This is a genomic window from Albidovulum salinarum (assembly GCF_025673475.1).
Lineage (GTDB): Bacteria > Pseudomonadota > Alphaproteobacteria > Rhodobacterales > Rhodobacteraceae > Albidovulum > Albidovulum salinarum.
In genome coordinates, this window is sequence record NZ_JAOVQO010000005.1 from 1 (window position 1) to 21,049 (window position 21,049).

Sequence of the window (21,049 nt, forward strand, 5' to 3'; positions counted from 1 at the left end):
ACACCGCCACGCGGCGCGCGGTGCGCGAGATGATCGAGGCCTTCGGCGCCTTCATCGAGGTCCATGTCGCGACCTCGCTTGAGGAATGCGAGCGCCGCGACCGCAAGGGGCTCTACAAGCTCGCCCGCGAGGGCAAGATCAAGGAGTTCACCGGCGTCTCGGATCCCTACGAGGAGCCGCAGAACCCCGAGCTCAAGGTCGAGACCGAGAACGTCGACGTCGACAACTGCGCGCATCAGGTGATCCTGAAGCTCGAGCAGATGGGCCTGATCGGGCTCGGGAACGGTGGCGCCGGCAGACAATGAAGGTAAAGGCACTGACACCGGAGGCACGCCTGCAGCGGATCGTCGATTGCGGTCTCTGCATCGGATGCGGGCTCTGCCAGTCGGTGGCGGGGCGCGACAAGGTCCGGGTGAGGAAGGCCGCGGACGGCGAGTTGCGGCCCGAGGCGATGCCGGATCTGGACGACGCTGCCGTGGACCGCATCCATGCGACCTGTCCGGGAACCCGGGCCGAGGGGCTGCCGCCCGATCTGGCGGCGGAGGCGCCCTCCACGGATCCGGTCTGGGGACCGCTCCATCGGATCGTGCTTGGCTGGGCGGCCGAATCCGCCGTCCGGCACGAAGGCTCTACGGCGGGCGTCCTGACGGCGCTTGGACAATACCTGCTGCGATCCGGTCGCGTGGATTTCGTGCTTCATGTCCGGGCTTCGGTGGCGGAGCCGACCTTTGGCGAGGCGGTTCTGAGCCGCACCGAGGACGAGGTGCTCGCCGGCGCGGGATCCCGCTATGGGCCGACCGCGCCACTCATCAACCTCGATGCGGCACTCGCTCTCGGCAAGCCCTTCGCGCTGATTGCCAAGCCCTGCGATCTCAATGCGGTGCGCAACCTCGCCCATCTCGACGAGAGGGTAAGCCGGCTGATCCGCTACTGGCTGACACCGGTTTGCGGTGGCTACATGCCCGACAGCTCGCTCACCAAGGTGCTCGCGGATCGCGGGATCGATCGGACGAAGATGACGCGGCTGCGCTACCGGGGGCTTGGCTGTCCGGGGCCGACGACGGTCGGGTTCGCAGACGGAAGCGAGACCTCCATGCATTACCTCGACTTCTGGGGCGAGGATGAAAGCGCGTGGTCGCTGCCGTTCCGCTGCAAGATCTGCCCCGACGGCATCGGCGAGGGCGCCGACATCGCCGCCGCCGACACCTGGCCCGGCGCGAGCCCGGATCGTGACGCGTCAAGAACCGATCCCGGCGTGAACTCGCTCCTGATCCGCACCCGCGCCGGGATGGAACTCATCGCGGCGGCGGTCCGCGACGGGGCGCTTGCGCTAGGGCGCGACGTGGATGTCGCCTACATGAACGACACCCAGCCGCACCAGGTCACGAAGAAGCGGTTCGTTCATGCGCGGCACGCGGGCCTGCGCGACGCGGGTTCGCTGGCGCCCGACTGCGTCGGCCTGCGGATCGAGCACCTGTCCGCGATGAATGACCCGGCGGAGAACCGGGTGCAGCGCGACGGCTCCATGCGGCGGGCGCTGGCCACCGGCCGGGGCGGTGTGGAGTAACGCCCGCCCCTAGGAGGCCGCCTGCCGCGCGCGGCGCGGAACCAGTGCCTTGAAGAGGTCCCGCATCGCCAGCTTGCCGACAACGCGCCCGTCCTCGGTCACGTCGAAGGCGTGATCCGCGTCCCCGCCGGCGCGTTCGAGCGCCTGCTCGAGCGTCGCCTCGGCTTCGATCCGGTCTTGCCCCGCAGTGCCGTCCGCGGCCGCCATCACCGAGCGGACCCTGAGGACCCGCGCCCGGTTGATGTCGCGGACGAAGTTCTCGATGTAGTCGTCCGCGGGCTTCAGGATGATCTCCTGCGGTTCGCCCTGTTGGACGATCCGGCCGTCCTTGAGGACGACGAGGTGATCGGCGAGCCGCAGCGCCTCGTCGAGGTCGTGGGTGATGAAGATGATCGTCTTGTGCAGTTCCCGCTGCAGTTCCAGCAAGAGCGCCTGCATGTCGGTGCGGATGATCGGGTCGAGCGCCGAGAAGGCCTCGTCCATCAGCATGATCTCGGCTTCCGAGCAGAGCGCGCGGGCGATGCCGACGCGCTGCTGCATGCCGCCCGAAAGCTGGTGGGGATAGTGTGTCTCGTAGCCCTTCAGACCGACCCGCTCCAGCCAGCGGCGCGCGTTCTCGCGGGTGCCGGCGCCCGGCTCGCCGCGGATCGTCGGCGCGAGCGCGGTGTTGTCGAGCACGGTTCGATGCGGCAGAAGCGCGAACTTCTGGAATACCATCGACATCCGTGTCTGGCGCAGTCTGCGCAACTCCTCGTGCGAGAGCCGCGTGACGTCGGCGCCGTCGAGCAGGATCTCGCCCGCGGTCGGCTCGATCAGGCGGTTGAGATGCCGGATCAGCGTCGACTTGCCAGAGCCCGAAAGGCCCATGATGACGGTGATCTTCCCGGCATGCATGTCGACGTTGATATCCTCGAGGCCGAGGACGTGGCGGTGCCGGGCCAGAAGCTCCTCTTTGCCGACGCCCGCGCGCACATGAAGAAGCATCGCCTTCGGGTCGGAGCCGAAGATCTTGTAGAGGTTGCGGATCGAGAGTTTCGGCTGCGGGCTTTGCATGTTTATTCCAGGCCCCTCAGTGCTTGGTGGCGCGGTTGACCTGGGCGAGGGCCGCCTTGGTCACGCGGTCGAGGACGATGGCCAGCATCACGATCGCGAGGCCGGCGACGATGCCGACGCCAAGCTCGAGCTTGTTGATGCCCCGGAGCACGAGCGCCCCGAGCCCCGGTGCGGAGACCAGCGAGGCGATCACCACCATCGCGAGCGACATCATGATCGTCTGGTTGACGCCGGCCATGATGTTCGGCAGCGCGAGCGGGATCTGCACGCCGAAGAGCTTCTGGCGCGCCGACATGCCGAAAGCCTCGGCGGCTTCGAGCACGTCCTTGTCGACGAGCCGGATGCCAAGATCGGTGAGGCGGATCGCCGGAACGATGGCGTAGAGGATGATGGCGATGCCGTAGAGCTTCGATTCCGTCACGCTGAAGAGGAAGATCAGCGGGATGAGGTAGACGAAGGTCGGCAGGGTCTGGAGCATGTCGAGGACCGGGATCACCGACCGCTGGAGCCGGTCGCTGCGCGACATCGCGATGCCGATCGGCACGCCGATGAGGACGCAGATCACGGTGCAGACAAGGATGATGGCGAGCGTCTGCATCGCGTAGGTGTAATGGTCGACGAAGGCGAGCATCACGAGAACGATCGCCACGAACAGGGTGACGCGCGCCGAGCGCGCCGCGAACTGGACGACGATCAGGAAGATCGGGATCACGATCCACCATGGCATGGCAAGGATCGCCCAGAGCGCGCCGTCGATCGCCCAGCTCAGGGGCTGGGTCAGCGGGTCGAGCACGAACTTCAGCGGGTCCTTGATGTCGAGAAACACGCGTTCGAGCCCCGCCGTCAGCTCGCGCGTCCGCGGGATCGCGCCGCAGGCCTCGTGCAGCGCATCGAGCGAGGGAAAGGGCATGTCCCAGGGGCTGGTCTCGGCGACCTTGCCGGTCTTTGCCAGCAGGTCCGCCAGCGACTGGGGGCCGCCGGTGCTGCCCGCTTCGCACCAATCCTTGAGGCCGAGCGTCTCGAAGAAACCTGAATAAGCCGCCATCGCCGCCCCCCTTCACTTGTGTTCAGCCGGTTGGTCCGGCTTCGGCTATGGACGGGGGCGGCGACCGCCCCCGCCCGGTTTCAGGTCATTCGAGCAGAGCCGCCAGCTTGCCGCGGGCGTCGTCGTTGAGCCAGGCGCCCCAGACGTCCTTGTAAGTCGTCAGGAAATGCGCCGTGGCCTCATCGGCCGAGGCCTTGTTGTCTTCCTGCCAGGCGAGCACCTCGTTCATCTGCTCGTTGGTGAAGGTGACCTTCGACATCATCTCGGCGACCTCGGGATTGCTGTCGGCGAAGGTCGTCGTGACGGCGGTGACGACGCGGGCGCTGGGATAGGGCGACTTGCCCGGCGTCGCGCAGTCCGCGCTGGCGTTGCAGGCATGGGTGTCAGCGTCGAACTCGCCGATGTTCACCATCGCCATCGGGTACTTGCCAAGGACCGAGGTCGGCGCCCAGTAGTAGCCGAACCACGGCTCCTTGTTCTCGTAGGCCGAGGCGATCGCGGCCGCGAGCGTCTCGCCCGAGCCGTGGTTGAAGACCTCGAGCCCGCTGCCCTCGAAATCCCAGGCCTTGACGATGTTGTCGTTGGTGACCCGGCAGCCCCAGCCTTCGGGGCAGTTGTGGAACTTGCCGCCGACGAGCGCGGGATTGGCGAGGATGCCTTCCATCGTGGTGAGCTCGGGATGTTCGTCCGCGAGGTATTGCGGGATCCAGAACGCCTCGACGCCGCCGTCCGAGAGGACGTCGCCGAGGGTCTTCACCTTGCCGGCCGACTCGAGCTCGGGATAGGCGGGTGCGGTATTGATCCAGAGTTCGGTCGCGATGTCCGGTTCTCCGGTCTCGGCGATCGAGGTGACGGCGGGCAGCGTCGAGGACGGCACCACGGTGACGGTGCAGCCGTAGCCGTTCTCCATCAGGAACTTCGAGACCGAGGTGACCACGGCCGCCGAGGCCCAGTTCATCTCGGTGATCGAGACCTCGCCGCATTCGGCCAGCGCGGCCTGCGCGGACAGCGCGAGGGCCCCGCCCGCGATCGCGGCTTTCAGAACAGTCGTTTTCAAGTGAGTTCTCCCTTTTGGCATGGACAGGTCCGCCGGCTCGCCCGGTTCTCGTTCGTGTGCTCGCGGCGGCCGATACCGGCCACCCCATCGGTGCGTCGCGCGATCATCCGCCCGACCGCGCCTCGTCGACATAGATCCCGAGCGCGTGGCGCCGGCTGTGGAACGCCTCGATCGAACTGACCACCTCCTCGCCCGCTTCGGCGATGACGAAGGCGATGAGCACCTCGAAGAACGCCGTTAGCGCGACGGTCGAGGTGAAGAACTGCGGCGTCTCCGTCGGGACGAGGAAGCGGTGCCTCGCGTCGGCCATGATCGGCGAGGCGAGGCTGTCGGACACCGCGATGACCCGGACGCCCTGCGCGCGCGCCGCGGTCACGGCATCGACGACCTCGCGCCTGTAGGGATGGAACGTCATCGCGATGAGCACGTCGCGCTCGTCCGCCCGCGCGAGACCGTCCACCGGCAGCGTTCCGCCGTTCGGCAGGGCGCGCACGCCGTCGATGGCCATGCCCGCGAGATAGGCGAAGTTCTGGGCGACCGGGTTGGTCACGCCGACCCCGAGAACGAATGTGCGCCGCGCCGCGACGATCGCCGCGGCCGCCGCCGCGATCGCGTCATGGTCGGTCGAGGCGTAGAAGCCTTCGAGGTTGTCGATCGAGGCTTCCGCCGACGCGGCGTAGAGCTGACCGAGTTCCCCCCGCCGCGAGATCCCCTGCAGCCACCGCGCCCGGTCGGGATAGGTCTCCCGGCCCTGCCGGATGTCGTTGCGGAAGATCTCGCGGAACGACTCGTAGCTCTCCAACCCGACCGCGCGGGACAGCCGGACCAGGGTATTCGGCTTGACGTCGGCCTTCGCGGCGAGCTGGCGGATCGAGCTGATCCCGATCTCGGCGGGATGATCGAGCAGGTAGCCGGACAGCTTCGCGAGTTCCGGCGTCGTGTCGAGTCGCAGCGTCTGCAGGCGTTCGAGGATATCCGTGCTTGTTGCCACTGAGAGAACGTTTGTTTGTTTATAGATAGTAAACCGTACAAATGTTTGCTCTGTCTGTCCAGCCGGTCTTTTCGGCCGGAGGGATCCTGTGCATGCGCGACGACCGGCGCCGTGACGTGGGCGTGCCGCATATGGCGGTCGGCCGCCGCCGCACTGGCGGCGATCGCTCCGGCTCTCATGCCGCTGGCATCCAGAGATGACCATGACCCGTCACTTTCCTGTCGGTTCGAGTTTCCGGACGCCTCGTGCGCCGTCGCGACCGATCAAGCGCGATGGGCGGCGCGTCCCGCAACCTGCGGGCCGCGAATTCGGAAAATGCGTTTTCGCGCATTCGCGTTTCCGAACGGTGTCCAAGGTTCTTGCCAGTTTCTGCACCGGCGCGCGAAATGCGCGTGTCAGGGTTGGAGGGTGCAATGACGCGCGGTGCAATGGGCGGTCGGGCCGGAGGGCGCGCTGAACGCGTCGCAAAGCGGCTGGCGGCGCCCGAGGTCAATCCCTGCGCGCCGGGGCAGGTCGGGGGCTTCTACAAGCCGCTGTCCGAGCCGGAAATCGTCACTATCTACGAGACAGCGCTGCGCCTCCTGGCGGAACTTGGCATGGGCGAGGTGCCCGAGGTGCTCGAACGGCGCTTCCTCTCGGCCGGGGCGCGGAAGGCCGGCGTGCGCATCCTGTTCCCGCGCGAGATGGTCGAGCGGTGCATCGACCTTGCCGCCAAGACCTTCACCTTTCACGGTCGCGACCCCGCCCGCTCGATCGAGGTCGGCGGCGATCGGGTCCATTTCGGCACCGGTGGTGCTGCGGTCCAGACCCTCGACCTCGACACTGGCCGCTATCGGCCCTCGACGCTGCGTGACCTTTACGACTTCACCCGGCTCCAGGACACGCTCACCAACGTGAGCTGGTTCACCCGCTGCTGTGTCGCGACCGACGTCGCCGACAGCTTCGATCTCGACGTGAACACCGTCTTCGCGCTTCTGAAGGGCACGACGAAGCCGGTCGCGACCTCCTTCACGCTGGCCGAACACGTGGCGCCGATCCTGCGCATGGTCGATATCGCGCTCGGCCATGAAGGGGCGTTCCTCGGGACGCCCTTCCTCAAGGCCCATATCAGCCCGGTGATCTCGCCCATGCGCTTCGGCGAGGACGCGGTGCTGGTGACGCTTGCCTGCATGGAACACGGACTGCCCCTGTCCTGCATCACCGCCGCGCAGTCGGGTGCTACGGCGCCCGCGACACTCGCGGGGTTCCTCGCGCAGTCGCTGGCCGAGACGCTCGGCAGCCTGATGATGGTGAACGTCTTCAAACCCGGCTATCCGATGGTCTTTTCCAACTGGCCGCTGGTCATCGACCTCAGGACCGGCGCCTTCGCGGGCGGCGGCGGCGAGATCTCGGTGCTGAACGCGGCCTCGGCGCAGATCTCGAACTGGCTCGGCCTGCCCTCGGGCGTCGCCTCCTCGATGACCGACGCCAAGGCGATCGACGCGCAATACGGCGTCGAGAAGGCGCTCTCCTCGCTCGCCGCCGGTCTCGCGGGCGGCAATCTGATCTATGAGAGCTCGGGCATGACGGCCTCGCTCCTCGGCGCCTCGTTCGAAGCCTTCGTCCTCGACAACGAGATGCATGCGATGATCTACCGCGCGCTCCGCGGGATCGAGGTGACGCCGGACACGCTCGGCTTCGACGCGATCTGCGAGGCGGTTCTGGGCGAGGGGCATTTCCTCGGCGGCGCGCATACCCTGGCGGCGATGCAGCGCGACTACTTCTATCCGAGTCTCGCCGACCGCGACGCCCCGATCACCTGGACCGAGAAAGGCCAGCCCGATGCCTGGATGCGGGCGAAGGCGGCAGCGCGCGAGGTGCTCGCGACGCACCACCCCGCCTATCTCGATCCCGCGGCCGAGGCGAGGATCCGCGCCGAGTACAACATCCTCCTTGACGCCTGACCGTGCCCCGAAACGGGCTGCCGCAAGCGCGCGGCGGAGGGCTTAGGCAGAAACACGTCCAATTCGTCCGCTAGGCGCTGCGATATCAGGTGCGGGCCATCAGCTCGGCGATATGCGCCATCGATCTGCCGAAATTGGACGCTTTCGCGGATCGGATGATCCGCGGCGATGGCCGCGGCGCGGGGTGGCGTGCGAAAATCGACCTCCAGCAGAGCCGATATCAGGTGCTCAGACCTCAGGGGCTGCTGTCTCTGAATCTAATGGTGGCGGATATCGAGTCCACCCTGTCGCGTCGAGGTTGTCGAAACAATTACCCAAAAATGGGCAAAAATGTGACTATAAGTGGACATTCTGTGTCGCAATGTTGTCTAGATTTTGACATCATTCGTGGGTGGAGGCACGCTTGGCTCAATCGGGAGCGGCGATTGGGCGAACTGGTCGCCAAGTCCCATCAAGACCTTGAATGCGAGGTAAGAAATGAAGAATTATGTGTTTTTGACGAATGTTTTAGCGGCATTTACCGCACAAATGATTGTGACCGCACCCGCCTCGGCTCAGGGCGTTCGTACCGTACCCGAGCAGGTGGCTTTCTCGCAGTATTGCGAACGGACCCAGTTTACCCGCAGCGAACTGAATCGGCTTCAGAGACATCCGCAGTTCCCCGCCCTTCTGGAATACGCGCTCCAGAACTGCCCGGCGGTCGCGGCGGTGCTCGCTTCGGGCCCGACCGCGTCGATCAGTGAGCCGGATTCGGGCGATCGCAGGGACGACCCTCCGTTCGGTAACGGCGGCGATGGCGATGGCGGCGGCGATGGTGGCGGCGATGGCGGCGGCGATGGCGGCGGCGATGGCGGCGGCGATGGCGGCGGCGATGGCGGCGGCGATGGCGGCGGCGATGGCGGCGGCGATGGCGGCGGCGATGGCGGCGGCGATGGCGGCGGCGATGGTGGCAACGGCGGCAACGGCGGCAACGGCGGCAACGGTGGCAACGGCGGCAACGGCGGCAACGGCGGCAACGGCGGCAACGGTGGCAACGGCGGCAACGGTGGCAACGGTGGCAACGGTGGCAACAACCATTCCGGTGGCGGCGACGGCACGAATCCGGGCGGGCAAGGCAACGACGCCGGTACCGACAATCCCGGTGGCCGGAAGTAAGATGTAAGTGGTAGCTTAGGGTGGACGGTTCACAGGGCGCGGCGGAAAGCCGCGCCCTGTATCGTCTGGAACCGGTGGCGGTTAGAGACGGCGCCCGGAGAAGACCCCGCCAGCCAAGACGGCTTCCCAGCTATGGGGAGCGCGCGGGTTTTGCATCATCAGGAAGCTGTATCCGGTCTTGTGCCAGGGCTTGATCTGGTCCTTGAGGTTGTCGAGCACATAGTCCCCGGCATCCAGCCGCAGGACGAGCACGGCATGCGGCGAGCGTTTGGTGTCGAGCACGGTCGCCATCAAGAGCCGCTCTGCGGGGATTCCCTTCTCGATCAGGTGCAGCTTCTTGGCCAGGACGAAGTCCTCGCAATCGCCGCCGCGCGCCGTGGGCAGCGCCCAGACTTCCGCGCTCCCGTACTGTTTCTGATCCGAGACCTGCCGGTACTTGCGGTTGACCGCGCTGTTGACCGCCTTGGCGAGCGTCAACTGCTGTCCCGCGCCGGCGGCGCTGCCCTGAGTGCGGGCGCAGGCCCAACCGTAGCGGTCGCAGACGCCGGCAAAGCCCTGCGGCGCGGCGATGGCCTTGCGGGTTGGCAACTGCGCCGGCTCTCCCGGGCCGGCAGCCATGGCGACATCAGCAGAAGTCGCCACGGCGGTGGCAAGTGTAAGCCCACAAAGTACGCGGGCAAAGAGATAGCGGGCGCTGCCGGCGGCAATAGCGATCCGGCCGCGCAAAGCGGTCTGTCGAGCCATTTGGCCTCCTTTGGAACCCCCGCGCCCAGTACACGCGACGGCGCGGGGCTAAAATGTGGCGAAGATCGGGAATTTCGGCGAACGGCTGCCGCTGCGCGGATTGCCGCCGCGCCTCCAGGCCCGACGGCGCGGAGAATCGCTCATCACGCTACGGAAAGCGGCCCTTTCCTTGGCTGCGGCGCGCCCCTATAACTCGCCGCGGAAGATGGAGGCGTTAATGCGCAAGGCCACGATCAGCCGGAAGACGGCCGAGACCGAGATCACGGTGGGAATCGATCTCGACGGTAGCGGCAGCTATTCGAACGAAACGGGGGTCGGGTTCTTCGACCACATGCTGGACCAGCTGTCGCGGCATTCGCTGATCGACCTGAAGGTCCGCGCCAAGGGCGATCTTCACATCGACGACCACCACACGGTCGAGGACTGCGGCATCGCGCTCGGCCAGGCGCTGGCCAAGGCGCTCGGCGACAAGAAAGGTATCCGCCGCTACGGACATTTCGCGCTCGCCATGGACGACGCGCAGGTGGCCTGCGCGCTCGACCTGTCGGGGCGGCCCTACCTTGTCTGGAACCTCGATTTCCCGACCGCCAAGATCGGCGCGTTCGACACCGAGCTCGTGCGCGAGTTCTTCCAGGCGCTGTCGACCCATGGCGGCATCACGCTGCATGTCGACCGGGTGCACGGGATCAACAGCCACCACATCGCCGAGGCCGCCTTCAAGGCCGTGGCGAAGGCGCTGCGGATGGCGGTGGAGCCTGATCCGCGCGCGGAAGGTGTGCTGCCCTCGACCAAGGGCGCGCTCTAGTCCCATGCTCACGGTTCTCGTCGACTACGATTCGGGCAATCTCCATTCCGCCGAAAAGGCGATGAGCCGCATGGCGACCGAGACCGGGGCGGGCAGGGTGCTCGTCTCCTCGAAGCCCGAGGATGTGGCCCGCGCCGACCGGATCGTGCTGCCGGGCGACGGCGCCTTCCCGTCCTGCCGCGCCGCGCTCGACCGCTTCACCGGGCTCTTCGAGGCGATCGAGGAGGCGGTGACGGAACGCGGCCGCCCGTTCCTCGGCATTTGCATCGGCATGCAGATGATGGCGACCCGCGGGATGGAGTACACCGAGACCGAGGGCTTCGGCTGGATCGCCGGCGAGGTGGTGAAGATCGCGCCCGAGGATGCCGCGCTCAAGGTGCCGCATATGGGCTGGAACGACCTCATCATCGACCATCCGCACCCGGTTCTCGACGGGATCGAGTCCGGCAAGCACGCCTATTTCGTCCATTCCTACCATTTCCGCGTCGCCGACCCGGCGCACCGGCTGGCCCATTGCGACTATGGCGGCGACATCACCGCGATCGTCGGCCGCGACAACATGGTCGGCGTCCAGTTCCACCCCGAAAAAAGTCAGGCGACCGGCCTGAGGCTGATCGCCAACTTCCTCAAGTGGCGGCCATGACCGACATCGCCGCGATCCTGCGCGAGATCCACGAGACGGTGGGCCGAAGCGCGGATCGCGGCAGGGTCGCCGACTACATCCCCGAACTGGCCGAGGTGGATCCCGGCCGGTTCGGTATGAGCGTCGTTCTAGCCGATGGCTCCGAGCATTCGGTCGGCGACGCGGCGGTGCCGTTCTCGATCCAGTCGGTTTCCAAGGTCTTCGCGCTCGCCCTCGCGCTCGGCCGGCTCGGCGACCGGCTCTGGTCTAGGGTCGGCCGAGAGCCCTCGGGCCTCGCCTTCAACTCGATCCTCCAGCTCGAACACGAGCGCGGCATTCCCCGCAACCCGTTCATCAATGCCGGGGCCATCGTGGTGACCGACGCGGTCCTCGCCGGCCACGCGCCGCGGGAATATCTCGGCGAGCTCCTGCGCTTCATCCGCGCGGCGGCGGAGGACGACGGCATCCATATCGACGATTCCGTGGCGCGGTCCGAGACCGAGACCGGCCACCGCAACTTCGCGCTCGCGCATTTCCTGCGCGCGCATGGCAATCTCGAAAACCCGCCGGAGCTGACGCTCGGCGCCTATTTCCACCAATGCGCGGTCGAGATGACTTGCACCCAGCTTGCCCGCGCCGGTCGCTTCCTGATGGCCGCACCCGGCATGCCGCGCATGGTGTCCGCGGACCGGGTACGCCGGATCAACGCGCTGATGATGACCTGCGGCCATTACGACGGCTCGGGCGATTTCGCCTACCGGGTCGGCCTGCCGGGAAAGTCCGGCGTTGGCGGCGGCATCCTCGTCATCGCGCCGGGCCGCGCCGCGATCGCCGTCTGGTCGCCGGGGCTGAACGCGCAGGGTAATTCCAAGCTCGGGACCGAGGCGGTCGAACTGCTGGCCCGCCGCACCGGCTGGTCGGTCTTCGGCTGAACCCGGGTCTCAGTAGATCCGGTTCCAGGTCTGGCCGTCACAGACCGGGCCGACGCAGCCGCGCACGATCAGCTGGTCTCCCTTGAGCCGCGCCTTCGCGTCATAGACCTTGTCGTGTAGCGGCACCCAGACCCGGCCGCCGAAATAGGTGCCGTTTCCGTTCGGTTTCAGGTCCCAGAACAGGTCGCGGCCCATTGAGCGGGTCACCACGCTCTTTCCGGCGCGGTCGAATACCTGCATCACGCGGCCGCAGAAAGCCTCGCCGCAGCGGCGGATGACGACGAGCCCGATCTGGCCCTTGTGGTCGGGCTCGACCTGCCAGGTACCGAGGATCGGATCGGCCAAAGCGGCGGTGCCGAGGCACGCGCCGACACCCACCGCGAAGAGAATCCCGCGAATACGCATGGCAGCCCCCTCCATGCAAGGGGCCGAGGCGCCGGCCCCACGCGGGGAAGATGGGGACGCCACCGGGTATTTGCCAGTGGCGCCGTGCCGCTATCGCGCCGGCAATCTCATTTCACCCGCGTCCAGTCCGAGGCGCGGCAGATCACGCCGCCAAGCACGCAGCCCGACACCGCGAGGCTGTCGCCCGACAATTGCATCTTCGAGCGATAGGTCTTGTCCCGGTCCGGCGCCCAGACCTTGCCGCCGCCATAGGCGCCGTCGCCGCCCGCGGTCATGTCCCAGACAATGCGCTTGCCGACATTGGGCGAGTCGAGCTCCTTGCCCGCCCCGTCGAAAGCCTTGACCAGCACGCCGCAGAACGCCGCACCGCAGGGTGCGATCTCGACATGGCCGTAATTTCCGTTGTCGTCGGGCTTGGTCTTCCACATGCCCTCGACCGGATCGGCCGCCGCGGCCCCGGCGACGAGCGCGAGTGCTGCGGCGAATGCGAGTATCTTCATCTTTTCAGTCCTCCCTGAAACCGCCCGGATCATTCGCCGAGGATCGCGTCCCGGTCCAGCGTGACGCTGCGTTGATGCACCTTTGCAATCGCCCGTCCGCTGTGGCAAGAGGCCCCCGCATCACGTCCGGAGACCCGCCATGATCCTGTATCCCGCCATCGACCTCAAGGACGGCCAGTGCGTGCGGCTCCTGCATGGCGAGATGGACAAGGCCACCGTCTTCGGCGACGACCCCGCCGCGCAAGCCGCGAAGTTCGAGGCGGCGGGCTGCGAATGGCTGCATCTCGTCGACCTCAATGGCGCCTTCGTCGGCCAGCCGGTGAACGCCGCCGCGGTCGAGGCGATCCTCGCCCGCGTCAAGGTGCCCGCCCAGCTTGGCGGCGGCATCCGCGACATGAGAACGATCGAGACCTGGCTCGACAAGGGCCTCGCCCGGGTGATCCTCGGCACCGTGGCGGTCGAGAACCCGGACCTCGTCCGCGAGGCGGCCCGCGCCTTCCCGGGCAAGGTCGCGGTCGGCATCGACGCGCGAAACGGCCGCGTCGCGACCAAGGGCTGGGCAGAGGAGACCGACGTGATGGTCACCGATCTGGCGAGAAGCTTCGAGGATGCCGGCGTCGCCGCGATCATCTACACCGATATCCTGCGCGACGGCGCGATGAAGGGGCCGAACATCGCCGCCACCGAGGCCTTGGCCCGTGCGGTCTCGATCCCGGTCATCGCCTCCGGCGGCGTCTCCACGCTCGCCGATCTGATCACGCTCCGCGATACCGGCTCCATCGCCGGGGCGATCTCGGGCCGGGCGCTCTACGACGGCGCCATCGATCTTGCAGAGGCTCTCGCCGCGCTCCGGGCCTAACCGCCCGCCGCGACCGCCGTCAGCTTGCCGAGCGCGCCCGACATCTTCACCAGCACCTCGGCATCGGCGGGCACGCCGAGCCCCTCGAACATGTCGGCCGGCTCCTCGTAGGCGAGCCAGACCCCGCCCTCGCCATCCTCGTAAGCCAACACCTTGAGCGGCAGATAGAGCCCGGCCAGCGGATCGGCCTGCATCGCCGGCGTGCCGAGCGCGGGGTTGCCGAAGATCAGCAGTTCCGAGGCACCAAGTTCCATCTCCACGCTCGCCGCCCCGGCGCCATGATCGACGCGCGCGAAGACCGTGGCCCCGGCGCCGCCGACCGCGGCCTCGAGCCGGTCCATGACCTCCGGCACGCTGCCTTGCGCCGCGACACGGGTCACCTCGGCACCCGCCGGCAGCGCGACGATCGCGGACAGGATCGCAAAAACGAGCGGTTTCATCTCGTACCCCCTTTTTCTCGTGGCCCCGCAAGGGTCGGGCCTTGCCCCGGCCTTGCCAAGAAAAGTTGCCGTGATCGGCAGAACCCCGCCCCTTCATCTTGCCGGAAATATCCCGGAGGGGTCCGGGGAGGCAGCGCCGCCCCGGCGGGTCGGCCCGGCGCAGCCGGGACGAAACCCCTTCCCCCCCGCGCCCGCCCGCGCTAGGAGGGGCCGAGAGGACCCGCCATGCTCAAGACCCGCATCATCCCCTGCCTCGATGTCGCCGATGGCCGCGTCGTCAAGGGCGTGAACTTCGTCAACCTGATCGACGCCGGCGACCCGGTCGAGGCCGCCAAGGCCTATGACGCGGCGGGTGCTGACGAGCTCTGTTTCCTCGACATCCATGCCACCCATGAGAACCGCGGCACGATGTACGACCTCGTCACCCGCACCGCCGAACAGTGCTACATCCCGCTCACCGTCGGCGGCGGGGTCCGCACGCATGAGGACGTGCGCGCGCTCCTCCTCGCCGGCGCCGACAAGGTCTCGTTCAACTCCGCCGCCGTGGCCAACCCCGACGTCGTTGCCGAGGCCGCCGACCGCTTCGGCGGCCAGTGCATCGTCGTGGCGATCGACGCCAAGACTGTCGAGCCCGGCCGCTGGGAGATCTTCACCCACGGCGGTCGCAAGCCCACCGGCATCGACGCGGTCGAGTTCGCCCGCACCGTCGCGGCAAAAGGGGCGGGCGAGATCCTGCTGACCTCTATGGACCGCGACGGCACGCGCGCCGGGTTCAACCTGCCGCTCACCCGCGCCATCGCCGATGCCGTGGATATCCCGGTGATCGCCTCCGGCGGCGTCGGCACGCTCGACCATCTCGTCGAGGGCGTGACCGAGGGCCATGCCTCCGCGGTCCTCGCCGCCTCGATCTTCCATTTCGGCGACTACACGATCCGCGAGGCCAAGGAGCACATGGCCGCCGCCGGCATCCCGATGAGGCTCGAATGACCACGCTCGACCGGCTCGCCGCCACCATTGCCGCCCGCAAGGGCGCCGACCCCGACACCTCCTGGACCGCGAAGCTCCTCGCCAAGGGGCCTGAGAAATGCGCCGAGAAGTTCGGCGAGGAGGCGGTCGAGGCGATCATCGAGGCGGTGAAGGGCGACCGTGCCCGGCTCACCGCCGAGGCGGCGGACGTGCTCTACCACCTCCTCGTCATGCTCGCCGCCCGCGACGTGACACTCGACGAGGTGCTTGCGGAGCTTGACCGCCGCGAGGGCCTCTCCGGCCTCGCCGAAAAGGCGTCGCGCGGCTGACCGCTGCTCAGAGCCGCGACGAGATCACCCCGGTAGCGAAGCCACCCATCCGGAGCTCGCCGAAAAGCCGCTGGTACTCGATCTTCGGGCAGCGGTTCTGCACCACCCTGAGCCCCGCCGCCCTGGCCCGCGCCGCGGCCTCGGGGTGGCTGACGCCGACCTGCATCCAGATCGTCCTGAGGTCCGGCAGTTCCGCCAGCGCCGCCTCCACGATCCCCGGTACCGATTCGGCGCGGCGGAAGATGTCCACCATGTCGACCCGAGCCGCCTTCGGGATCGCGCCGAGGTCGGCATAGACCCGCTGGCCGAGGATCTCCTCGCCGGCATGGCCGGGATTGACCGGGATCACCGTGAACCCCTTCTGCCCCAGATATCGCGCCACATAATGCGAGGGCCGCACCGGGTTGGGTGAAACGCCGACCGCCGCGATCACGCGGGTCGACGTGAGGATGTCGCGCAGGAAGCCGTCGGAATACTCGGTCATGTGGGTGATCTGCCAGAAAAAGGCGCCCGATCCAAGAGGACGGGCGCCAGTCGCGGAACGAGGGACAGTGATAAGAAGCGCAGCTGTTCCGGTGCCACGCTTCAAAACAACTATGTAGTGTAGAGACGCAATAATGAAAGACCGTGTCGCGCAGTTGTGATCACTAACGGCCGGCCGCAAGCGCGGCTGCGCCGGGACGCAGGCCCGACCGGCGAATCGGCGGGGCGCGCGTGCCGGCGCGAGGCGGCCGGGCAGCGGCAGGCGGACGTCGCCCCTTCCCCGGCGCCAACCGTCGAGCCGATCCGGCAAGTGCCGATGCCCCCGGCCGCCGGGGGCAACCGCAGCGCCCGACTGCCCGCCTCAGCTGCCGCGATAGGTCCCGTAGCCGAAAGGCGAGAGCAGGAGCGGCACATGGTAATGCGCCTCCGGATCCGAGATCCCGAACCGGATCGGGATCTCGTCGAGAAAGCGCGGCGCTTCCGGCGCGGCCCCCGCCGCGTCGAGATAGGCCCCGGCGCGGAAGACAAGCTCATAGACCCCGACTGCGAAGGCGCCCTTGGGCAGGATCGGGCTGTCGGTGCGCCCGTCCGCATTCGTCACCATCCGCGCGAGCGACCGCCGCTCTTCGCCCGCGACCGTGAAAAGCTCGATCTCCAGCCCCGCCGCCGGCACCCCCCGCGCGGTATCGAGCACATGCGTCGTCAGGTAGCCCTCGGCCATCGTCGTCCTCCTTCTGCCGTCTCCCGCATCATGGCCCCGGGCGGGGGGAAAGGCGACCACCCCTGCGCCCATCAAGTCTTTCAGTTTTTTATTGATAATATTGCGGCGCGGCAGCGGCTAAGACTGGAACCGGAGCAGAGGCAAAGGGCCAAGTATGAACCGTTACCCCCGCGACATGTCCGGCTACGGACCCACCCCGCCCGATGCGACCTGGCCCGGCGGCGCCAGGATCGCGGTGAGCCTCGTCCTGAACTACGAGGAGGGCGGCGAGAACTCGATCCTGCATGGCGACGCCGCCTCCGAGGCCTTCCTCTCCGACATTCCCGGCGCCCAGCCCTGGCCCGGCCAGCGCCACTGGAACATGGAATCGATCTACGACTACGGCGCCCGCGCCGGCTTCTGGCGGCTCCACCGGCTTTTCACCTCGCTCGACATTCCGGTCACCATCTACGGCGTCGCCACCGCGCTGGCGCGTAACCCCGAACAGGTCGCCGCGATGGCATCTGCCGGCTGGGAGATCGCCAGTCACGGGCTGAAATGGGTCGAGCACCGCGACATGCCCGAGGCAGAGGAACGCGCCCAGATCACCGAGGCGATCCGGCTCCATACCGAGGTCACGGGGAGCCGCCCGACCGGCTGGTACACCGGGCGCTGCTCGGTCAACACGGTACGGCTGACGGCCGAGCAGGGCTTTGACTGGATCTCCGACACCTATGACGACGACCTTCCCTACTGGATCGAGGTGGGCGAGCGCGACCAGCTCGTCATCCCCTACACGCTCGAGGCCAACGACATGCGCTTCGCCACCGCGCCGGGATATATCGAGGGCGAGCAGTTCTTCACCTATCTCAAGGACGCCTTCGACACGCTCTACGCCGAAGGCGCGGCGGGTGCGGCGAAGATGATGTCCGTCGGACTCCATTGCCGCCTGATCGGCCGGCCCGGCAAGATCGCCGGGCTGAAACGCTTCCTCGACTACGCGAAGGGCCACGACGGCGTCTGGTTCCCGCGCCGCCGCGACATCGCGCGCCACTGGGCCGAAACCCACCCGCCCAAGCGCTTCGACCGGCCGAGCCGGATGGACAAAGCCGCCTTCACCGCCCGTTTCGGCGGGGTCTTCGAGCATTCTCCGTGGATCGCCGAACGTGCCTGGGCCCTCGAACTCGGCCCCGCCCACGACACCGCGGCGGGTCTCCACAACGCCCTTGCGAGGATCTTCCGCTCCGCCTCCCGCGCCGAGCGGCTCGGCGTGCTGACCGCCCATCCCGACCTCGCCGGCAAGCTCGCCGCCGCCAAACGGCTGACAGCCGAGTCGACCGCCGAACAGGCCGGCGCCGGGCTCGACGCGCTCACCGATACCGAACGCACGACCTTCACCGAACTCAACGCGGCCTACATGAACCGCCACGGCTTCCCCTTCATCATCGCCGTGCGCGACCACGACAAGGCGTCGATCCTCGCCGCCTTCCAGCGCCGCCTCGACAACGACAGCGATGCCGAATTCGCCGAGGCCTGCCAGCAGGTCGAACGCATCGCCGAGTTCCGCCTCAAGGACATGCTGCCCCGATGACCCCCTACCATGCCCCCCCGGGCGGCCTGCCGCCGCAGACGAGCCTGATGACCGGCCGCGCCGTCTTCACCGAGGCCTATTGCGTGATCCCGAAGGGCTGCTTCTCCGACATCGTGACGAGCGCGCTGCCCGGCTGGACCGACACTCGACTCTGGATGATCGCCCGGCCGATGTCCGGCTTCGCCGAGACCTTCAGCCAGTACGTGATGGAAGTGGGCCCCGGCGGCGGCTCCGACCTGCCCGAACCCGACCCGGTCGCCGAGGGCGTGATCTTCGTCACCAAGGGCGAGATCTGGCTCTCGCTCGATGGCGAGGAGCACGACCTCGGCCCCGGCGGCTATGCCTATATCCCGCCCGGCACCGACTGGAAGATCCGCAACGGCACCGGTCACACCGCGCATTTCCACTGGATCCGCAAGCTCTACGAATATGCCGCCGGCCTCGCCGCGCCGAAGGCCTTCGTCACCTCCGACCGCGAGATCACGCCCGTCGCGATGCCCGACACCGGCGGCCGCTGGGCGACGACCCGCTTCGCCGACCCCGAAGACCTCGCCCACGACATGCATGTCAACATCGTCACCTTCCAGCCCGGCGGGGTCATTCCCTTCGAGGAAACCCATGTGATGGAACACGGGCTTTACGTCCTCGAGGGCAAGGCGGTCTACAAGCTCAACCAGGACTGGGTCGAGGTCGAGGCGGGCGACTTCATGTGGCTCCGCGCCTACTGCCCGCAAGCCTGCTACGCCGCCGGCCCCGGCCCGTTCCGCTACCTTCTCTACAAGGACGTCAACCGCCACGCGAAACTCAGGGGCCCCGGCGCCTTCGGGCGATGAACCCGGCTCGCCGCTTCTTCATTGCCAAAATACCCCACGGGGGTCCGGGGGTGTGAAACCCCCGGCCGCGACGCAAGGGACGACGATGACGGCACCGATCCGAACCGAACCCCTCAGCGGGGAAAGCTTCGCCCCCTTCGGCGACGTGCTCGACGCCGCCGGCGCGCCCGACCGGCTCATCAACCAGGGCCTCTGCGGCCGCTACCACGACCGCGCCCGGCTCGACTTCGGCCCCGGCGGCCGCGCCGGGATCTCGATCTTCAAGGCCGAGTCCCGCGCGCTGCCCTATGCGCTCGACATGGTCGAACGCCACCCCGAGGGCAGCCAGGCCTTCCTCCCGATGTCCCTCGACCCGTTCCTCGTGATCGTCGCCCCCGACGAGGGGGGCACCCCCGGACGCCCGCGCGCCTTCCTCACCGCGCCGGGGCAGGGGATCAACCTTCTCAGGAACATCTGGCACGGCGTCCTAACACCCCTTCACGCCCCCGGCCTCTTCGCCGTGATCGACCGCATCGGCGACACGCCCAATCTTGAGGAACACTGGTTCCCGACGCCCTGGCTCGTGGCGTCCAACGGCTGATGAAGGCCGGACAACGGCCCCAAGACGCGCGACGGAGAGGGAGAGACCCATGACCGATGTTTCCATCGGGACGCCGGACCAACTCCGCGACCCCGACTACACGCCGCCCCTGGCCAAGGCCGTGCCGCTCGGCATCCAGCATGTGCTGGCGATGTTCGTCTCGAACGTGACGCCCGCGATCATCGTCGCGGGCGCTGCCGGCGTCGGCTTCGGCTCCGACGATCTCGCGCCGATGCTCTACATGATCCAGATGTCGATGCTCTTCGCCGGGATCGCCACGCTCTTCCAGACGATCGGCATGGGCCCGGTCGGCGCGCGGCTGCCGATCGTGCAGGGGACGAGCTTCGCCTTCGTGCCGATCATGATCCCGGCGGTCGCCGGGCTCGGCACCGCGGGGCTTGCCGGATTGATGACGGGCGTCGTCATCGGCGGCTGCTTCCATTTCTGCCTCGGCTTCGTCATCGGCCGTATCCGCTACGCGCTGCCGCCGCTGGTGACCGGGCTCATCGTCCTGATGATCGGGCTCGCGCTCGTCAAGGTCGGCATCCAGTACGCGGCGGGCGGCGTGCCGCTCGTCGGCAAGCCGGAATACGGCTCGCTCGCGATGTGGTTTCCGGCCCTCGTGGTCATCACGGTGACGCTGGCGTTGAAATTCTTCACCCGTGGCTTCCTCGCGGTGGCGGCGGTCCTGATCGGCATCATCGTGGGCTACATCGTGGCGCTGGCGTTGGGGCAGGTGGATTTCGGCCGGGTCGCGGGGGCCGCCCTTTTCGCTCCGCCGCTGCCCTTCGCATGGGGCTTCGAGCTCAATGGAGCGATCGTCATCGGCATGTGCCTGATGGCGGTCGTCTCGGCGATCGAGACGGTGGGCGACACCTCAGGCATCACCAAGGGCGGCGCGGGGCGCGAGGCGACCGACACGGAGATCGCCGGCGCGACCTTTGCCGACGGGCTCGGCACCGCCGTGGCCGGCATCTTCGGCGGCCTTCCCAACACCTCCTTCAGCCAGAACGTCGGGCTCATTGCCATGACCGGCGTAATGAGCCGCCACGTCGTCACCATCGGTGCCCTGTTCCTGATCGTCTGTGGGCTCATTCCGAAGATCGGCGCGGTGATACAGACCGTGCCGATCAATGTCCTCGGCGGCGGCGTGATCGTGATGTTCGGCATGGTCGCCGCGGCCGGCGTCAACATGCTTTCGGACGTGACCTGGAACCGCCGCAACATGGTGATCTTCGCCATCGCGCTGTCGGTCGGGTTCGGGCTGCAACTGGAGCCCGGGGCGCTGCAGCACCTGCCGAAGACCGCGCAGATCCTCATGACCTCGGGCCTGCTGCCGACCGCGATCATCGCGGTGGTGCTGAACCTCGTCTTGCCGGACACGATCGACGACTGATCCGGCGGAGCGTCCCTTCCGGACGCAAGTCATACGCTGTGGCCTGTGCTTGC

Annotated in this window: 24 protein-coding genes; 14 read left to right on the top strand and 10 right to left on the bottom strand. The window is 67.8% G+C overall.

The features are described 5' to 3' along the window. Both OEZ60_RS06090 and OEZ60_RS06095 read left to right on the top strand, forming a co-directional pair. On the top strand, positions 1-305 hold a 305-nt coding region (locus OEZ60_RS06090; RefSeq protein WP_263334220.1), incomplete at its 5' end, for an adenylyl-sulfate kinase. Next, a complete protein-coding gene (locus tag OEZ60_RS06095; RefSeq protein WP_263334222.1) occupies positions 302-1,567 on the top strand; it encodes a Coenzyme F420 hydrogenase/dehydrogenase, beta subunit C-terminal domain in 1,266 nt (421 codons plus the stop codon). The genes OEZ60_RS06090 and OEZ60_RS06095, both read left to right, overlap by 4 nt. Positions 1,568-1,576: 9 nt before the next feature. Here OEZ60_RS06095 and OEZ60_RS06100 read toward each other — a convergent pair whose 3' ends face one another. The 4 genes from OEZ60_RS06100 to OEZ60_RS06115 form a co-directional block, all read right to left on the bottom strand. Further along, positions 1,577-2,620: a quaternary amine ABC transporter ATP-binding protein gene (locus tag OEZ60_RS06100; RefSeq protein WP_263334224.1), complete on the bottom strand. Its 1,044-nt coding sequence runs from the start codon at positions 2,618-2,620 to the stop codon at positions 1,577-1,579. 16 nt (positions 2,621-2,636) lie between these two features. Continuing rightward, positions 2,637-3,665 (bottom strand): ABC transporter permease, encoded by a 1,029-nt coding sequence (locus OEZ60_RS06105; protein WP_263334226.1) that lies wholly within the window; start codon positions 3,663-3,665, stop codon positions 2,637-2,639. 85 nt (positions 3,666-3,750) lie between these two features. Beyond that, positions 3,751-4,722, bottom strand: a complete 972-nt coding sequence (locus tag OEZ60_RS06110) for an ABC transporter substrate-binding protein (RefSeq protein WP_263334228.1) — start codon at positions 4,720-4,722, stop codon at positions 3,751-3,753. Positions 4,723-4,825: 103 nt separating this feature from the next. Continuing rightward, a complete protein-coding gene (locus OEZ60_RS06115) occupies positions 4,826-5,713 on the bottom strand; it encodes a MurR/RpiR family transcriptional regulator (protein ID WP_263334230.1) in 888 nt (295 codons plus the stop codon). Between the two features lie 413 nt (positions 5,714-6,126). Between OEZ60_RS06115 and OEZ60_RS06120 the strand changes: the two genes are divergently transcribed. Then, positions 6,127-7,656, top strand: coding sequence for a trimethylamine methyltransferase family protein (locus OEZ60_RS06120; RefSeq protein ID WP_263334231.1), 1,530 nt, complete (start codon positions 6,127-6,129; stop codon positions 7,654-7,656). Between the two features lie 477 nt (positions 7,657-8,133). After that, entirely contained in the window at positions 8,134-8,811 is a 678-nt protein-coding gene (locus OEZ60_RS06125) for a hypothetical protein (RefSeq protein ID WP_263334233.1), read from the top strand. Positions 8,812-8,892: 81 nt separating this feature from the next. Here OEZ60_RS06125 and OEZ60_RS06130 read toward each other — a convergent pair whose 3' ends face one another. Further along, the gene (locus tag OEZ60_RS06130; protein ID WP_263334235.1) at positions 8,893-9,555 is read right to left on the bottom strand and encodes a transglutaminase-like cysteine peptidase; all 663 of its coding nucleotides are present in this window, start codon (positions 9,553-9,555) and stop codon (positions 8,893-8,895) included. A 217-nt stretch (positions 9,556-9,772) separates the two neighbouring features. Between OEZ60_RS06130 and hisB the strand changes: the two genes are divergently transcribed. The 3 genes from hisB to OEZ60_RS06145 are packed head-to-tail and all read left to right on the top strand — an operon-like array spanning position 9,773 to position 11,914. Further along, complete coding sequence (hisB, locus tag OEZ60_RS06135) at positions 9,773-10,360, top strand: imidazoleglycerol-phosphate dehydratase HisB (protein ID WP_263334236.1); 588 nt, start codon at positions 9,773-9,775, stop codon at positions 10,358-10,360. A gap of 4 nt (positions 10,361-10,364) precedes the next feature. Beyond that, positions 10,365-11,003 carry an imidazole glycerol phosphate synthase subunit HisH gene (gene hisH / locus OEZ60_RS06140; RefSeq protein WP_263334238.1) on the top strand — a complete coding sequence of 213 codons (639 nt, stop codon included), beginning with the start codon at positions 10,365-10,367 and terminating at the stop codon, positions 11,001-11,003. Continuing rightward, entirely contained in the window at positions 11,000-11,914 is a 915-nt protein-coding gene (locus OEZ60_RS06145; RefSeq protein WP_263334240.1) for a glutaminase, read from the top strand. The genes hisH and OEZ60_RS06145 overlap by 4 nt, the downstream gene beginning before the upstream one ends. Positions 11,915-11,923: 9 nt before the next feature. On the opposite strand, the gene OEZ60_RS06150 is transcribed toward OEZ60_RS06145, so the two are convergent. Continuing rightward, positions 11,924-12,319, bottom strand: coding sequence for a DUF2147 domain-containing protein (locus OEZ60_RS06150; RefSeq protein ID WP_263334241.1), 396 nt, complete (start codon positions 12,317-12,319; stop codon positions 11,924-11,926). 107 nt (positions 12,320-12,426) lie between these two features. Further along, positions 12,427-12,819 (bottom strand): DUF2147 domain-containing protein, encoded by a 393-nt coding sequence (locus OEZ60_RS06155; protein WP_263334243.1) that lies wholly within the window; start codon positions 12,817-12,819, stop codon positions 12,427-12,429. A gap of 139 nt (positions 12,820-12,958) precedes the next feature. Here OEZ60_RS06155 and hisA point away from each other — a divergent pair, with 139 nt between their 5' ends. Continuing rightward, positions 12,959-13,678: a 1-(5-phosphoribosyl)-5-[(5-phosphoribosylamino)methylideneamino]imidazole-4-carboxamide isomerase gene (gene hisA / locus OEZ60_RS06160; RefSeq protein ID WP_263334244.1), complete on the top strand. Its 720-nt coding sequence runs from the start codon at positions 12,959-12,961 to the stop codon at positions 13,676-13,678. Here hisA and OEZ60_RS06165 read toward each other — a convergent pair. Then, the gene (locus OEZ60_RS06165; protein ID WP_263334246.1) at positions 13,675-14,118 is read right to left on the bottom strand and encodes a DUF302 domain-containing protein; all 444 of its coding nucleotides are present in this window, start codon (positions 14,116-14,118) and stop codon (positions 13,675-13,677) included. The two genes, hisA and OEZ60_RS06165, sit on opposite strands and share 4 nt — an antisense overlap. A 225-nt stretch (positions 14,119-14,343) precedes the next feature. Between OEZ60_RS06165 and hisF the strand changes: the two genes are divergently transcribed. Both hisF and OEZ60_RS06175 read left to right on the top strand, forming a co-directional pair. After that, positions 14,344-15,105, top strand: a complete 762-nt coding sequence (gene hisF / locus OEZ60_RS06170) for an imidazole glycerol phosphate synthase subunit HisF (RefSeq protein WP_263334249.1) — start codon at positions 14,344-14,346, stop codon at positions 15,103-15,105. Next, complete coding sequence (locus OEZ60_RS06175; RefSeq protein WP_263334250.1) at positions 15,102-15,413, top strand: phosphoribosyl-ATP diphosphatase; 312 nt, start codon at positions 15,102-15,104, stop codon at positions 15,411-15,413. Before hisF ends, OEZ60_RS06175 begins: the two co-directional genes overlap by 4 nt. A 7-nt stretch (positions 15,414-15,420) precedes the next feature. On the opposite strand, the gene OEZ60_RS06180 is transcribed toward OEZ60_RS06175, so the two are convergent. Both OEZ60_RS06180 and uraH read right to left on the bottom strand, forming a co-directional pair. Then, positions 15,421-15,897, bottom strand: coding sequence for a CoA-binding protein (locus tag OEZ60_RS06180; RefSeq protein WP_263334252.1), 477 nt, complete (start codon positions 15,895-15,897; stop codon positions 15,421-15,423). Positions 15,898-16,257: 360 nt separating this feature from the next. Continuing rightward, positions 16,258-16,617, bottom strand: coding sequence for a hydroxyisourate hydrolase (gene uraH, locus OEZ60_RS06185; RefSeq protein WP_263334254.1), 360 nt, complete (start codon positions 16,615-16,617; stop codon positions 16,258-16,260). A 154-nt stretch (positions 16,618-16,771) separates the two neighbouring features. Between uraH and puuE the strand changes: the two genes are divergently transcribed. From puuE to OEZ60_RS06205, 4 genes are all read left to right on the top strand, one after another. Next, a complete protein-coding gene (gene puuE, locus OEZ60_RS06190) occupies positions 16,772-18,187 on the top strand; it encodes an allantoinase PuuE (protein ID WP_263334256.1) in 1,416 nt (471 codons plus the stop codon). After that, positions 18,184-19,020, top strand: a complete 837-nt coding sequence (locus OEZ60_RS06195) for a bifunctional allantoicase/(S)-ureidoglycine aminohydrolase (protein ID WP_263334258.1) — start codon at positions 18,184-18,186, stop codon at positions 19,018-19,020. The genes puuE and OEZ60_RS06195 overlap by 4 nt, the downstream gene beginning before the upstream one ends. Before the next feature lie 85 nt (positions 19,021-19,105). After that, positions 19,106-19,600 carry an ureidoglycolate lyase gene (locus OEZ60_RS06200; RefSeq protein ID WP_263334259.1) on the top strand — a complete coding sequence of 165 codons (495 nt, stop codon included), beginning with the start codon at positions 19,106-19,108 and terminating at the stop codon, positions 19,598-19,600. A gap of 49 nt (positions 19,601-19,649) precedes the next feature. Then, positions 19,650-20,996 (top strand): uracil-xanthine permease family protein, encoded by a 1,347-nt coding sequence (locus OEZ60_RS06205; protein WP_263334261.1) that lies wholly within the window; start codon positions 19,650-19,652, stop codon positions 20,994-20,996. The last annotated feature ends 53 nt before the right edge of the window (positions 20,997-21,049 follow it).

What these genes read in the sequence shown, in the direction of transcription:
- OEZ60_RS06120 (WP_263334231.1), top strand. Translation starts at nt 6,127, where the DNA reads ATGACGCGCGGTGCAATGGGCGGTCGGGCCGGAGGGCGCGCTGAACGC.
- OEZ60_RS06155 (WP_263334243.1), bottom strand. Translation starts at nt 12,819, where the DNA reads ATGAAGATACTCGCATTCGCCGCAGCACTCGCGCTCGTCGCCGGGGCC.
- OEZ60_RS06165 (WP_263334246.1), bottom strand. Translation starts at nt 14,118, where the DNA reads ATGAAACCGCTCGTTTTTGCGATCCTGTCCGCGATCGTCGCGCTGCCG.
- OEZ60_RS06205 (WP_263334261.1), top strand. Translation starts at nt 19,650, where the DNA reads ATGACCGATGTTTCCATCGGGACGCCGGACCAACTCCGCGACCCCGAC.
- hisA (WP_263334244.1), top strand. Translation starts at nt 12,959, where the DNA reads ATGATCCTGTATCCCGCCATCGACCTCAAGGACGGCCAGTGCGTGCGG.
- OEZ60_RS06095 (WP_263334222.1), top strand. Translation starts at nt 302, where the DNA reads ATGAAGGTAAAGGCACTGACACCGGAGGCACGCCTGCAGCGGATCGTC.
- hisB (WP_263334236.1), top strand. Translation starts at nt 9,773, where the DNA reads ATGCGCAAGGCCACGATCAGCCGGAAGACGGCCGAGACCGAGATCACG.
- OEZ60_RS06125 (WP_263334233.1), top strand. Translation starts at nt 8,134, where the DNA reads ATGAAGAATTATGTGTTTTTGACGAATGTTTTAGCGGCATTTACCGCA.
- hisF (WP_263334249.1), top strand. Translation starts at nt 14,344, where the DNA reads ATGCTCAAGACCCGCATCATCCCCTGCCTCGATGTCGCCGATGGCCGC.
- OEZ60_RS06130 (WP_263334235.1), bottom strand. Translation starts at nt 9,555, where the DNA reads ATGGCTCGACAGACCGCTTTGCGCGGCCGGATCGCTATTGCCGCCGGC.
- hisH (WP_263334238.1), top strand. Translation starts at nt 10,365, where the DNA reads ATGCTCACGGTTCTCGTCGACTACGATTCGGGCAATCTCCATTCCGCC.
- puuE (WP_263334256.1), top strand. Translation starts at nt 16,772, where the DNA reads ATGAACCGTTACCCCCGCGACATGTCCGGCTACGGACCCACCCCGCCC.
- OEZ60_RS06100 (WP_263334224.1), bottom strand. Translation starts at nt 2,620, where the DNA reads ATGCAAAGCCCGCAGCCGAAACTCTCGATCCGCAACCTCTACAAGATC.
- OEZ60_RS06200 (WP_263334259.1), top strand. Translation starts at nt 19,106, where the DNA reads ATGACGGCACCGATCCGAACCGAACCCCTCAGCGGGGAAAGCTTCGCC.
- OEZ60_RS06195 (WP_263334258.1), top strand. Translation starts at nt 18,184, where the DNA reads ATGACCCCCTACCATGCCCCCCCGGGCGGCCTGCCGCCGCAGACGAGC.
- OEZ60_RS06180 (WP_263334252.1), bottom strand. Translation starts at nt 15,897, where the DNA reads ATGACCGAGTATTCCGACGGCTTCCTGCGCGACATCCTCACGTCGACC.
- OEZ60_RS06150 (WP_263334241.1), bottom strand. Translation starts at nt 12,319, where the DNA reads ATGCGTATTCGCGGGATTCTCTTCGCGGTGGGTGTCGGCGCGTGCCTC.
- OEZ60_RS06175 (WP_263334250.1), top strand. Translation starts at nt 15,102, where the DNA reads ATGACCACGCTCGACCGGCTCGCCGCCACCATTGCCGCCCGCAAGGGC.
- OEZ60_RS06145 (WP_263334240.1), top strand. Translation starts at nt 11,000, where the DNA reads ATGACCGACATCGCCGCGATCCTGCGCGAGATCCACGAGACGGTGGGC.
- uraH (WP_263334254.1), bottom strand. Translation starts at nt 16,617, where the DNA reads ATGGCCGAGGGCTACCTGACGACGCATGTGCTCGATACCGCGCGGGGG.
- OEZ60_RS06105 (WP_263334226.1), bottom strand. Translation starts at nt 3,665, where the DNA reads ATGGCGGCTTATTCAGGTTTCTTCGAGACGCTCGGCCTCAAGGATTGG.